Source organism: Flagellimonas pacifica, assembly GCF_900215465.1.
Lineage (GTDB): Bacteria > Bacteroidota > Bacteroidia > Flavobacteriales > Flavobacteriaceae > Flagellimonas > Flagellimonas pacifica.
In genome coordinates this window covers 459,983-471,752 of the sequence record NZ_OBEH01000003.1, presented here as the reverse complement: position 1 = coordinate 471,752, position 11,770 = coordinate 459,983, and the positions used below count along the sequence as shown (strand labels likewise).

Below are 11,770 nucleotides of genomic sequence, written 5' to 3'. Positions count from 1 at the left end.
TTATTCAACACATTGATTATGCAAGAATTCATGATTTTCATTAAAACCAAGGGAGACCATCTGAAAGACCTATCTCCAGAACAGCAACAGGCCCACGTGCAAAAAATAGGAAAATACATTGGCGGATTGATGGAATCCAACAAACTAAAAGGTGCCCAGCCGCTGGAAATGAAAGGTGCAATTATTCATGGAAATAAAGGTGTTTTTAAGGATGGACCTTTTAACGAATCCAAAGAAGTTATTGTAGGTTACTTCCATATTGTTGCAGAAAATCTAGATGAGGCGATGGCGATTGCTAAGGCCAATCCGATGTTTCATGATGCAGAAGGTACTATTGAAGTGCGCCCAATAAAACAAATGGAAGGTATTAATTAAAGAGAAGACATGGACAACAATACTTTTGAATACGACGGTAAATGTGCTTTCGCTTTAAGCTTGGGTAAGGAAGCACCTAAGACAAATGGAAAACACACCATAACCAAAGGTGGAAAAACCTATACATTTTTAAATCCTGTTGCGAAGTTTCTGTTTAAACTCTTTCCCAACAGCATCCAAAAAGCTGATACAGCTTGGAATAAAAACCGATAAATCATGAGGAAAAAGACATTAAAAATAATTGGAATCATTCTTGTAGTCTTGTCTGGAGTAATATTCATCTTTAGTAAGACCAAAAGAATAACTCCACTTTCATGGGCTCACAACGAGGTAAACAAATCAATGTTTTTCGCTACTGCAATAAACGGATACGACCCAGTGGCTTATATTACAGTAAACAAGGCCATTGAAGGAGATGAATCATATTCCTATAAATGGAATGATGCCACATGGTTTTTTGCTTCGGAAGAAAACAAGAACACGTTTAAGGAGAATCCTGAAAAATACACTCCCCAATATGGAGGTTTTTGCGCCTTTGCAGTAAGTAAAGGGTTCACAGCAAATAGTAACCCCAATGTTTTTGAATTAATTGATGGCAAAGCATACTTTTTTGCCGATGAAAGTGTAAAAACCAAATGGCTAGGGAGCAAAAAAGAAAACTTGCAGCTTTCCGAAAAGAACTGGAATTGAAAAAATTATCAATCTGAACTTGTCGAAGACACTTAGAAAATAAAACTTCGACAAGCTCAGTTTGACAATATTAGGTTTTACTTGCTCAAGTACATTTTTCTGCGGGAATAAAGATTGTAAAACTCATCATCCTTTAAACTATCTATGAATAAGATACTCTCCCCTGTACTCTTCATTTCTGGCCCTAGGTTTTTGTTTACGTTAGGAAATTTGTTGAACGAAAATACGGGTTGTTTGATGGCATAACCATCTAAATGAGGTTTAAAATCAAAGTCTTTGACCTTCTTTTCTCCCAACATAACCTTGGTTGCATAGTTTACGTATGGTTCTCCATATGCTTTTGCAATAAAAGGAACTGTCCGCGAAGCTCTCGGATTTGCCTCTATTATATATACAACATCGTCTTTAACCGCAAATTGGATATTAATCAATCCAACTGTGTTTAATGCCAAAGCAATTTTCCTGGTGTGGTCCTTGATCTGCTGCATGACAAATTCACCAAGATTGAAAGGTGGCAATGTTGCATTGGAATCTCCTGAATGTATACCGCAAGGCTCAATGTGTTCCATGATTCCAATGATGTATACATCTTCTCCATCACAAATGGCATCCGCTTCCGCTTCTATTGCACCATCCAAATAATGATCCAACAACAGTTTATTGTTGGGGATGCTTCGAAGCAGGTCAACCACATGGGCCTCTAATTCTTCCTTGTTAATTACAATTTTCATTCCCTGTCCACCTAAAACGTAAGATGGTCTTACCAAAAGCGGAAAGTTTAATTCATCTGCCAAAACCAAAGCCTCATCGGCCGTTTCTGCCACTCCAAATCTTGGGTATGGAATGTTGTTTTCTTTCAATAATGTTGAAAAACTACCTCTATCCTCTGCCAAATCCAAAGATTCAAAGCTCGTTCCAATGATATTTATTCCGTATTTATCCAATTTTTCAGCTAGCTTCAATGCGGTCTGTCCTCCCAACTGAACAATTACACCTTCAGGTTTCTCGTGACGGATTATATCATAGATATGTTCCCAGAAAACAGGCTCAAAATACAATTTGTCGGCCGTGTCAAAATCTGTTGAAACAGTTTCCGGGTTGCAATTAATCATGATGGTCTCATAATCACACTCTGCAGCCGCCAAAACTCCATGTACACAACAGTAATCAAATTCTATTCCCTGCCCTATGCGGTTGGGACCAGACCCCAAAACCACAATCTTTCTCTTCTCGGTTACCTCACTGTCGTTGGCCACATATCGTTTTCCATCGGCAGTTTCAATTTCTTCTTCAAAAGTGGAGTAATAGTAAGGTGTCATTGCTTTAAACTCTGCAGCACAAGTATCCACTAATTTGTACACTCGATTTATTCCCAGTTCGGTACGCTTTTTATGCACTTCACTTTCGTAGCAGTCCAACATGTGTGCAATCTGTCTATCGGCAAATCCTTTTTGTTTAGCCTCTAACAAAAGTGATCTGGACAAACTTTCAACCGTATATTTTGAAACTTCCTGTTCCAAGAAATGTAATTCCTCATATTGCTTCAAGAACCACATGTCAATTTTAGTGATATCATGAATTCGTGATAGCGGAATACCTAATTGGATAGCATCATAAAGTACAAATACCCTATCCCAACTTGGCACTTTGAGTTTTTGAATGATGGTATCGTAATCTTTATAGCCTTTACCATCAGCTCCAAGCCCATTTCGTTTAATCTCTAATGATTGGGTTGCTTTATGCAACGCTTCCTGAAAGGAACGTCCAATTCCCATCACCTCACCTACAGATTTCATTTGAAGCCCCAAAGTTCTGTCTGAACCTTCAAATTTATCAAAGTTCCATCTTGGGATTTTAACTATTACGTAATCTAGGGTTGGCTCAAATAATGCCGAAGTAGATTTTGTAATCTGATTATCCAATTCATCCAAAGTATACCCAATAGCAAGTTTGGAAGCTATTTTGGCAATAGGATATCCGGTTGCTTTTGATGCCAAAGCAGATGATCTGGATACCCTTGGATTGATTTCAATGGCAATAATATCTTCTTTTTCATCCGGACTTACGGCAAACTGCACGTTACATCCGCCTGCAAAATCGCCAATGCTTCGCATCATATGAATGGCCATATCCCGCATACGCTGGAAAGTCTTATCGGAAAGGGTCATTGCCGGTGCAACAGTAATGGAATCCCCGGTATGGATGCCCATCGGATCCATATTTTCAATGGTACAGATAATAACAACGTTATCATTTTTATCGCGAAGCAACTCCAATTCATATTCTTTCCACCCCATCAAAGCCTTGTCAATCATCACCTCATGAATAGGTGAGACTTCCAATCCTTTGCTCAGCAGATCATCAAAATCCTCTGGATCATGTACAATAGCCGCTCCAGCACCTCCCAAGGTAAATGAAGCTCTAATTACTAATGGAAAGCCAAATTCCTGAGCAATTTCTTTTCCTTTTAAGAATGATGTTGCAGAAGCTTGGGGCGGCATCCCTATCCCTATTTTCAGCATTAACTCCCTAAACTTTTCCCTATCCTCGGTAATGTTTATGGCATCAATATCAACACCTATGATTTCTACGTCAAAATCTTCCCAAATCCCTTTTTCATCAGCTTCAATACATAAATTCAGGGCTGTCTGTCCGCCCATGGTAGGTAAAACAGCATCGATATTGGGATGGTTCTTTAAAATCTCAATAATTGATTTTGTGGTCAATGGTTTCAGGTACACATGATCCGCCATTTTAGGATCCGTCATAATCGTAGCAGGGTTGCTATTGATCAAAATAGTCTCAATCCCATCTTCACGAAGTGATCTAAGTGATTGGGAACCGGAATAATCAAACTCACATGCCTGGCCTATAATGATTGGACCAGAACCAATAATCAAAATGGATTTAAGATCTTTTCTTTTGGGCATTCTATATCGGGTTACTCGTTAACAAATTGTTCAAAATTAGGTCAAAAAAAAGGTGCTAAACTTGAAAAAGTAGCACCTTTATTAAAAAGTTATTTACAGTCATTATTTTTTATGACGCGGTTCTGATGACACAGTTAGTTTTTTTCTTCCCTTTGCTCTTCTTCTCGCAAGAACTTTTCTACCATTGGCAGTCGCCATGCGTTCTCTAAAACCATGCTTGTTTCTTCTCTTCCTCTTTGACGGCTGATACGTTCTTTTCATTTCGGAACTCTTTTAATGGATTTTGTTGATGGGTTGAAATAAAACTACCCGAAAAATTCTGGGCGCAAATATACGAAGAGTTTTTACTTTGGCAAGTACAAAAAGAAAATATTTAAAATAGTTTTTAGTACTTTTGCCAGCTCTTGATTCTTACTCAAAAATCTTAATTAAAGATATGTTCCATAAAAATATAAAACTAGTAATTGCAGCTCTTATAGTTGGCTATTCAGGATATCAATTTGCGGAAGGATATATTGGTAATGGAATATCCTTGATTTTACTTTCGCTGGTATTTATTTTCCTGTATTTCAGGAATGAGTTTATCCTTTTGGCCTTCCTGCGCATGCGCAAACAAGATATGGAAGGTACTCAAAAGTGGTTGAGTAAGATCAAGAATCCAGAAGCTGCATTGATAAAGAAGCAACAGGGTTACTACAACTATCTACATGGTATCATCTATTCGCAAAAGAACCTGACCCAAGCGGAAAAATACTTTAAAAAAGCCCTTAAACTTGGTTTAACCATGGATTATGATGTAGCCATGGCCAAATTGAGTCTTGCCGGTATTTCAATGCAAAAACGAAGAAAACGAGAAGCTACCCAACTCCTTCAGGAAGCAAAAAAGCTGGACAAAAACAACATGCTTACCGAGCAAATCAAGATGATGCAGCAGCAGATGAAGAAAATCTAGCGGCTAAATTCCAATTTTCAAATACCAAAAACCAATCTTCACCTTTGGAATTTGGGGATTTGGATTTTTAAATTTTAAGCTTATTGACCTGCATTTGTCATCCGATAGTATCCCTTATTCGGAATCTCCACCACATATTTTTTTCTAGAGGCATTGTTTAGATGTGGCTCACGTAACCAAGGGTTGTGTCTTTTCAAAATCTTATAGTTGATTTCATAAAGCTTCGCAAAGTCCGCCCAACTGGTCACCGCAGTATCAACCTGTACTGAAAATGTAGGTACAGTTTTATAAAAATCTGCTTTCTCCACGTCAAAACCATATTTATCAGGATTGGAAAGAATTTCTTTGAGTGCCAAAATCCTAAAAACATAACGTCCCGTTTCCTGACCTAACAGAAGATCATAGTAGTTATCCACTTTTTGAATCCTCATATATTTCTGAACCCCGCCCGGTCCCGCATTATAAGATGCAGCCGTGAGTGTCCATGTGCCAAAGCGTTTTTTCCATTTGTTGATATATTCACAAGCCGCCTGGGTAGATTTCTCTATGTGGTACCGCTCATCAACATTGGTATTTACCTCTAGTCCATATTCCCTTCCAGTAGCTTTCATAAAGTGCCACATTCCAGCAGCGCCTTTAGGGGAAGCAACATCAATAAGTGCACTTTCAGCAACCGCCAAATATTTAAAATCATCTGGAATGCCATTTTTTGCCAAAATGGGCTCTATTATCGGAAAATATTTGTTTGCACGCTTCATTAACAACAGTGCATTGGATTGCCAGTATGTATTTACCAGGAACTCACGATCTACACGTTCCAAAACTTCAGGATCGTCCACTGGAACTTTTTCCCCTGCAAAATTCAAATCACTTGGAATCTCAATTGCACTTATTTTATAGCCATCCGAAACGTTCTTATCTGGTGTTTCAACCGCAATTTTTTCTGGTTGTTCCATGACGTTGGACTGAACAGCAAAAATTAAACTGCCCATTACCACGATCAATCCAATACCTGCTAAAATGTTCTTTATATATTTCATGCTGTTATTTCTTTTGCTATCGTAAAGATATACTATATACAACTGTCTTACTCCAAAATAATTGTTGGTAAATGTTCATTAAACCATTTAGCCCGATGTATGATCATGGTATGGGTACCATTTTTGACTGGAATGCAATTCTTAATATTTGCTATTGGAAAAACAGCGTCTTTTTCTCCATGAATATGTACCAGATTGTTGGGGGAATTGGTTTGTTTCCAATTTACAATCTTGTCGATAGACCAATCGATGTAATACTTATCCCGTACGGAAAGATATTTTTCATAGAGCTCCAAACGCTTGGTAACCGTCTCACCAAAAGCATACTTGGCCAAGAGTTCCACATTGTTTACTAATCCAGTTGGCAGGAGTTTGTGCACTTTGGTGTATTTGGCAAAAAGCATTCTTTTGGGTAGTTCTGAGTGGTCCTTAACACTTGAAACCACAATTATCTTTCTTGCCTTTATATGCTTTGCCATTTCCTGTACTAGAATCCCTCCAAACGACACTCCCAATAATACGGGGTTTTCATGCTGAACACTTGAACTCATCTTTTTGGCATAATCAGAAAGAGAAATTCCTTTATCCGGAACAAACCATTCCAATTTATGCATTTCAAAAGTATCTTTGGATAATTTTATACGATCAAAAATGGATGAATTGGCAGCCATTCCCGGCATAAGGTATACATGTGTTTTATTGTCGGGCATTTCTCACCAAATATCGATTTGGCTAGGAAATTAGCAATTTTTTGACTAATTTTGTGTCCCTTTTATAATTAGCCCCATTAAATTAATATAGATATAACAAAAAGGGGAACATTTGATTACCGCTATGGTAATTGCACTTGGTCAATTTAAAACAATACTATATGACAGAAATGGAAATTAACGACAATAGTTTCTTACGCCAATTTGAAACTAAGGTTGATGGGCATTTGGCTAAAATTGAATATTCCTCACAAGAACGTAAGGTGTTTTTAACCAAATTAGTAATTCCAGAAGAGATTACCCAAGAAGGCTTTAAAGAAACATTTATCAAGGCCGTTCTACACGAAATTCAAGAAAAAAACCTGAGAGTAGTACCTACCAGCCCGCACATTGCAGGTTTTTTAAGAAAGAACAGACAATATAAAGAGATGCTTCCGGTAGGGATTCGCATCTAGTATATTACGAATCAGTTTTAAGAACCTCTCTTCGGAGAGGTTTTTTTATGCAATGACTTTATCTGAAACAAACTCGAAACGCACCAATCCATCTTCATCAATTTCTGTGAGTTGAACGGTATGTAGTGTATTTACCAAGCTTGGGTTCCAAGGCGCTTTTACCTTTACATAGTTTTCAGTAAAACCATTTATGTAGCCTGATTTGTTTTCCCCTTCAAACAAAACGGTCCTAGTGCTTTCCAATTGACTTTCATAAAATGCCCTTCTCTTTTTGACCGAAAGTCCACGAAGCATTTTACTGCGTTTACTCCGTACATTTTTTGGTATTGGATTTCCCATTTCGGCCGCCAATGTATTGTCCCTTTCCGAATAAGTAAACACATGCAAATAGGAAATGTCCAACTCATTGAGAAAGTTATAAGTCTCCAAAAAGTGTTCCTCGGTCTCACCTGGAAAACCTACAATAACATCTACACCAATACAAGCATGAGGCATCACTTCTTTAATGCGTTTTACCCTATCCACGTAAAGATTCGATAAGTATCTGCGACGCATCAACTTTAATATCTCGTCACTGCCACTTTGCAATGGAATATGGAAATGAGGTACAAAAGAATTACTCTTGGCAACAAAATCAATGGTTTCATTCTTTAGCAAATTGGGTTCAATAGAAGATATACGCAGTCTATGAATGCCATTAACTTCATCTAAAGCCTTCACCAATTCAAAGAAAGTATGCTCGTGTCTTTTGTTCCCAAATTCTCCTTTACCATAATCACCAATATTAACACCAGTAAGCACAATTTCCTTGATGTCTTTTGAAGCTATTTCCGCCGCATTTTGCAATACATTTTGCAAGGTATCACTACGTGATATGCCACGAGCCAACGGAATGGTGCAATAAGTACATTTGTAGTCACATCCGTCCTGTACTTTTAAGAAGGCTCGGGTACGATCGCCAATGGCATAACTACCAACATAAAAATCCGCATCTTCAATTTCACATGAATGCACTTCTCCCTTGTCATTTTTGGCCAGGTCATTCAGGTAATCGGTAATCTTGAATTTTTCTGTAGCGCCTAACACTAAATCAACACCATCCACTGCAGCCAATTCTTCGGGTTTTAACTGAGCGTAACACCCTACAGCTGCCACAAAAGCTTCTGGATTACTTTTTTGCGCTTGTTTTACAATGGTCTTAAATCGCTTATCCGCATTTTCTGTGACCGAACAGGTATTGATGACATAAATATCTGCCTTTTCAGCAAAGTCGACACGCTCAAAATCCTCTTTTTCAAAACTTCTGGCTATAGTAGAGGTTTCAGAGAAATTAAGCTTACATCCCAAGGTGTAAAAAGCAACTTTCTTGTGCATTGGACCCATTCTAAATTTTGGGCTGCAAAGATAACAATAAGTTGGCGATTAAGGGGTTTGGAAAGAGTTTAACAAAAAAAACGGAGGAAGGCTGTAACATTTTATATCCAACTCCGTCTTACTGCTATCCCAAAATTATTTAACCATAAGATTTTATATGAAAGTCATAAAGCCTCTTTTTATTGTTTGTTTACTTCTTATTATTTCTTCATGTTCTGTAACAAAAAAACAGAATTTAGGAACGGTTGCTCCAAATAATTTTTACCATAAGACGACTTTTACCACAGCAAAATCTGTAATTGTCCTTCCTTTTAAAATTAATGGTGTGGAGAAAAATTTTCTATTTGACACAGGAGCTGACTATAATCTCATTCAAAGAGATTCATTAATGGGCTCTACAGGGAATTTTAGTGGAGCCACCAACCGTAAAATGAAAATGGGTACTGAAATTACCAAGTCAATGAAAATTGGTTCCGTAGATTTCAATAACACTTTTGGCGTAAACGCTGACCTTAAAGGTCTAAAGGAACAAATCACTAACTTCGGAGGATTGATAGGGCAGCCGATAATCTCAAAAGCCAATTGGTTAATCAACTACCCCAATAAAACTATAAAAATATCCAATAGAGATTTAAGCGACAGTTCCTTTTACACCCTTAATATTAGCAGAAAGGATGGAGCTCCCTACACGTATATTACTATTGACGACATAAAGCACAAGGTTTTGATTGATTTTGGGTCTTCGTCGGATTTCAATTTGCCAAAGGACTCAAAACTGGCAGAACAATTATTGGAAAAAGGTGACTTCACTAATAGACAACGAGAAAGGTACACTATTGGAGGGCTTCAGAAAATTTCTGAAAAATTTGGTGTCATACCCCATATCAAAATTGGGAATCTTGAATTTAGAAACATTGAAACCACAATCAACACCTCTAGTCAACCAAGAATTGGAATAGGTTTTTTTAAGGATTATATTATATACATCGATAATTTAAACAGAGCATATAAGTTGAAAAAGAATTAACCAAATTTCTAATAATTTCGCCACTTCTTGGTCTCATCAAATACATGTTGTAAAATCTGAGCTTCTTTCTCATCAAACTCCACTCCTCTTCTAGCCATCATCACTTTGGCTGCCTCAAAGGCCTTTTTTGGCATATAGGTAGAAAAACCTGAAGCTCCTCCCCAACTAAAACTGGGAATAAAGTTTCTGGGGAATCCCGGTACATAAATATTGGTGTTCACTCCAATCACCGTTCCGGTATTGAACATTGTATTAATGGCCGTCTTGCTATGATCACCCATCATGAGCCCGCAAAATTGAAGACCTGTATGATCAAATTTTTCGGTATCATAGTTCCAAATACGAACTTTGGCGTAGTTGTTCTTTAAGTTTGAATTGTTTGAGTCCGCCCCAATATTACACCATTCGCCCAGTACCGCATTGCCCAAATATCCATCATGCCCTTTGCTAGAATATCCGAAAATTACAGAATTGTTGACCTCACCACATACTTTCCCGAAAGGTCCAACTGTTGTAGGGCCATACATTTTAGCTCCCATTTTTATTACTGCACCTTCACATAGCGCCAATGCTCCTCGGACCATACACCCCTCCCATATCTCAGCGTTCTTACCTAAATAAATGGGTCCTTTGGTAGCGTTTAAAATACTGTGCTCTACACTGGCTCCTTCTTCCAAAAAGATGTTTTCTGGGCATGTCAACCGATTTGTATCAGAAATTGAAGCACTTTTTCGTCCAGCCGTAATCAAATCAAAATCCGCTTGGAGTGCTTCCCCATTTTTAGAGAAAATATCCCAAGTGTAATCTACCGTAATTATATTGTCTTCAAATTCAATTCTTTTATAGTCTGAAAAATCAACTTCTTCTTTGGCTTTTTTGGTAGAAAAGGCCACTACCCTATCCTGATAAAATATAGCCTCTTTTTCTTTTAAAGAAAGAACAGCCTGAGCAAGAGGTTCATTTGGAAGGAAAGAAGAAATAATAACAATGTTTTCCGAAGCTTCAACCAGGGTGTATTTTTCTGATAAATAGTCTTCGGTCATAAAACTTGTAGAAGTCTTCAGGTGTTTTTCCCATTTTTCACGTATGGTCAAAATCCCTATTCTAATTTCGGCAACAGGCCTTGTAAATGTAAAGGGGAGCAGTGATTTTCTCTGCAGACCATCAGAAAGGATATAGTTCATGGTTGAGTTTTGATTGGTAAAAATAAAAAACGCCCCTGAAAGTGAATCAGGGGCGCCTTATATTGTTGAAAAAAATGCTTACTCGGCTTTCTTCTCTTCCTTGCTAAATTTCTTGTATTTGTTCTTGAACTTGTCAATTCTACCAGCAGTATCCACCAATTTGGTCTTACCAGTATAATATGGATGTGAAGTTCGTGAAATTTCCAACTTCACCAAAGGATATTCCACACCATCAACAGTGATTTTTTCCTTAGCTTCTGCAGTAGACTTGGTAATGAACACATCATCATTGGACATATCCTTAAAAGCTACCAATCTATAATTTTCTGGGTGTATACCTTTTCTCATCTTCTTAATTTCTAAATCTCAGAATTTTCGAGGTGCAAATTTAATAATTTCTTTTATTAGTACAACTTAAAAACAGTAAAAAAGAAAAAATCTAATTTTACATGTAACAAAATAATCAAGTTCCTCACTAACAAGCAACAATCAACACTAAAATTTGTATAAAATGGAAGAAAACAAGCTTAAAACAGGAAAATTCTCATTACGATATGGTCTAATTGGAGGATTGGTAGGAATCGTTTTTGGTGTAATGCTGTATTTTGCAGATTTGCACTATGATAGGAGTTTTGGAATACAAGCCATACAATTCGCAATTCTAGCGGTCTTTGTTGTTATAGCAGCAATTCAATTTAAAAAAGCAAATAACGGATTCATCAAACTTGGACAAGCTGTAAAAATTGGTGCGGGCGTAGGTTTAATAGCTGCTGTATTGGGGACACTGTATTTTCTTGTTCTTTCAAATGTAATAGAGCCAGACTACATGGTAAATGCAACGGAAATACAGCGTGTTAAGACCTTTGAAGAAAATCCAAACATCACACAAGAGCAATGGGACCAGGGAATGGAGTTTCAAAAGAAGCTTTTTCCAGTGTTTTTAGCTTTTGGACTTGTTGTTAGCGCTCTTTTTGGGGTGGTCGTAGGCTTAATTACTGGAGCTATAATTAAAAAGAACGAGCCAGCATACTAA

14 protein-coding genes are annotated in these 11,770 nt (G+C 37.5%); 7 read left to right on the top strand and 7 right to left on the bottom strand.

Annotated features, from left to right (window positions below; translation table 11 throughout):
- Nucleotides 1–18 precede the first annotated feature (18 nt).
- The 3 genes from CRO15_RS11760 to CRO15_RS11750 are packed head-to-tail and all read left to right on the top strand — an operon-like array spanning nucleotide 19 to nucleotide 1,065.
- Entirely contained in the window at nucleotides 19–375 is a 357-nt protein-coding gene (locus CRO15_RS11760) for a YciI family protein (protein WP_097046012.1), read from the top strand.
- 9 nt (nucleotides 376–384) lie between these two features.
- Nucleotides 385–588: a hypothetical protein gene (locus CRO15_RS11755; RefSeq protein ID WP_097046011.1), complete on the top strand. Its 204-nt coding sequence runs from the start codon at nucleotides 385–387 to the stop codon at nucleotides 586–588.
- Between the two features lie 3 nt (nucleotides 589–591).
- Nucleotides 592–1,065, top strand: coding sequence for a YHS domain-containing (seleno)protein (locus tag CRO15_RS11750; RefSeq protein ID WP_097046010.1), 474 nt, complete (start codon nucleotides 592–594; stop codon nucleotides 1,063–1,065).
- A 77-nt stretch (nucleotides 1,066–1,142) separates the two neighbouring features.
- On the opposite strand, the gene carB is transcribed toward CRO15_RS11750, so the two are convergent.
- Together carB and rpmH are read right to left on the bottom strand one after the other, a co-directional pair.
- A complete protein-coding gene (carB, locus tag CRO15_RS11745; RefSeq protein WP_097046009.1) occupies nucleotides 1,143–3,995 on the bottom strand; it encodes a carbamoyl-phosphate synthase large subunit in 2,853 nt (950 codons plus the stop codon).
- A 102-nt stretch (nucleotides 3,996–4,097) separates the two neighbouring features.
- Nucleotides 4,098–4,256 (bottom strand): 50S ribosomal protein L34, encoded by a 159-nt coding sequence (gene rpmH / locus CRO15_RS11740; RefSeq protein ID WP_082433296.1) that lies wholly within the window; start codon nucleotides 4,254–4,256, stop codon nucleotides 4,098–4,100.
- A 175-nt stretch (nucleotides 4,257–4,431) separates the two neighbouring features.
- On the opposite strand from rpmH, the gene CRO15_RS11735 reads away from it, so the two are divergent.
- A complete protein-coding gene (locus tag CRO15_RS11735) occupies nucleotides 4,432–4,947 on the top strand; it encodes a hypothetical protein (RefSeq protein ID WP_097046008.1) in 516 nt (171 codons plus the stop codon).
- Nucleotides 4,948–5,027: 80 nt separating this feature from the next.
- Here the strand turns inward: CRO15_RS11735 and CRO15_RS11730 are convergent, their stop codons facing one another.
- Together CRO15_RS11730 and CRO15_RS11725 are read right to left on the bottom strand one after the other, a co-directional pair.
- Nucleotides 5,028–5,987, bottom strand: coding sequence for a lytic transglycosylase domain-containing protein (locus CRO15_RS11730; RefSeq protein ID WP_097046007.1), 960 nt, complete (start codon nucleotides 5,985–5,987; stop codon nucleotides 5,028–5,030).
- A 47-nt stretch (nucleotides 5,988–6,034) separates the two neighbouring features.
- Nucleotides 6,035–6,697, bottom strand: coding sequence for an alpha/beta hydrolase (locus CRO15_RS11725; protein WP_097046006.1), 663 nt, complete (start codon nucleotides 6,695–6,697; stop codon nucleotides 6,035–6,037).
- A 161-nt stretch (nucleotides 6,698–6,858) separates the two neighbouring features.
- Here CRO15_RS11725 and CRO15_RS11720 point away from each other — a divergent pair, with 161 nt between their 5' ends.
- Nucleotides 6,859–7,152, top strand: a complete 294-nt coding sequence (locus CRO15_RS11720; protein ID WP_097046005.1) for a GNAT family N-acetyltransferase — start codon at nucleotides 6,859–6,861, stop codon at nucleotides 7,150–7,152.
- Nucleotides 7,153–7,197: 45 nt separating this feature from the next.
- On the opposite strand, the gene mtaB is transcribed toward CRO15_RS11720, so the two are convergent.
- The gene (gene mtaB, locus CRO15_RS11715; protein WP_097046212.1) at nucleotides 7,198–8,526 is read right to left on the bottom strand and encodes a tRNA (N(6)-L-threonylcarbamoyladenosine(37)-C(2))-methylthiotransferase MtaB; all 1,329 of its coding nucleotides are present in this window, start codon (nucleotides 8,524–8,526) and stop codon (nucleotides 7,198–7,200) included.
- A gap of 157 nt (nucleotides 8,527–8,683) precedes the next feature.
- Here mtaB and CRO15_RS11710 point away from each other — a divergent pair, with 157 nt between their 5' ends.
- Nucleotides 8,684–9,553 (top strand): pepsin/retropepsin-like aspartic protease family protein, encoded by an 870-nt coding sequence (locus CRO15_RS11710; RefSeq protein WP_097046004.1) that lies wholly within the window; start codon nucleotides 8,684–8,686, stop codon nucleotides 9,551–9,553.
- A gap of 8 nt (nucleotides 9,554–9,561) precedes the next feature.
- On the opposite strand, the gene CRO15_RS11705 is transcribed toward CRO15_RS11710, so the two are convergent.
- Both CRO15_RS11705 and CRO15_RS11700 read right to left on the bottom strand, forming a co-directional pair.
- Nucleotides 9,562–10,737 (bottom strand): GlmU family protein, encoded by a 1,176-nt coding sequence (locus CRO15_RS11705; protein WP_097046003.1) that lies wholly within the window; start codon nucleotides 10,735–10,737, stop codon nucleotides 9,562–9,564.
- A 78-nt stretch (nucleotides 10,738–10,815) separates the two neighbouring features.
- Nucleotides 10,816–11,085 carry a type B 50S ribosomal protein L31 gene (locus CRO15_RS11700; RefSeq protein ID WP_097046002.1) on the bottom strand — a complete coding sequence of 90 codons (270 nt, stop codon included), beginning with the start codon at nucleotides 11,083–11,085 and terminating at the stop codon, nucleotides 10,816–10,818.
- Between the two features lie 163 nt (nucleotides 11,086–11,248).
- Between CRO15_RS11700 and CRO15_RS11695 the strand changes: the two genes are divergently transcribed.
- Nucleotides 11,249–11,770: a DUF4199 domain-containing protein gene (locus CRO15_RS11695; protein WP_097046001.1), complete on the top strand. Its 522-nt coding sequence runs from the start codon at nucleotides 11,249–11,251 to the stop codon at nucleotides 11,768–11,770.

Bases quoted from the DNA above. Each gene is read 5' to 3' on its own strand.
- CRO15_RS11760 (WP_097046012.1), top strand. From the start codon at position 19: ATGCAAGAATTCATGATTTTCATTAAAACCAAGGGAGACCATCTGAAA.
- CRO15_RS11755 (WP_097046011.1), top strand. From the start codon at position 385: ATGGACAACAATACTTTTGAATACGACGGTAAATGTGCTTTCGCTTTA.
- CRO15_RS11750 (WP_097046010.1), top strand. From the start codon at position 592: ATGAGGAAAAAGACATTAAAAATAATTGGAATCATTCTTGTAGTCTTG.
- carB (WP_097046009.1), bottom strand. From the start codon at position 3,995: ATGCCCAAAAGAAAAGATCTTAAATCCATTTTGATTATTGGTTCTGGT.
- rpmH (WP_082433296.1), bottom strand. From the start codon at position 4,256: ATGAAAAGAACGTATCAGCCGTCAAAGAGGAAGAGAAGAAACAAGCAT.
- CRO15_RS11735 (WP_097046008.1), top strand. From the start codon at position 4,432: ATGTTCCATAAAAATATAAAACTAGTAATTGCAGCTCTTATAGTTGGC.
- CRO15_RS11730 (WP_097046007.1), bottom strand. From the start codon at position 5,987: ATGAAATATATAAAGAACATTTTAGCAGGTATTGGATTGATCGTGGTA.
- CRO15_RS11725 (WP_097046006.1), bottom strand. From the start codon at position 6,697: ATGCCCGACAATAAAACACATGTATACCTTATGCCGGGAATGGCTGCC.
- CRO15_RS11720 (WP_097046005.1), top strand. From the start codon at position 6,859: ATGACAGAAATGGAAATTAACGACAATAGTTTCTTACGCCAATTTGAA.
- mtaB (WP_097046212.1), bottom strand. From the start codon at position 8,526: ATGCACAAGAAAGTTGCTTTTTACACCTTGGGATGTAAGCTTAATTTC.
- CRO15_RS11710 (WP_097046004.1), top strand. From the start codon at position 8,684: ATGAAAGTCATAAAGCCTCTTTTTATTGTTTGTTTACTTCTTATTATT.
- CRO15_RS11705 (WP_097046003.1), bottom strand. From the start codon at position 10,737: ATGAACTATATCCTTTCTGATGGTCTGCAGAGAAAATCACTGCTCCCC.
- CRO15_RS11700 (WP_097046002.1), bottom strand. From the start codon at position 11,085: ATGAGAAAAGGTATACACCCAGAAAATTATAGATTGGTAGCTTTTAAG.
- CRO15_RS11695 (WP_097046001.1), top strand. From the start codon at position 11,249: ATGGAAGAAAACAAGCTTAAAACAGGAAAATTCTCATTACGATATGGT.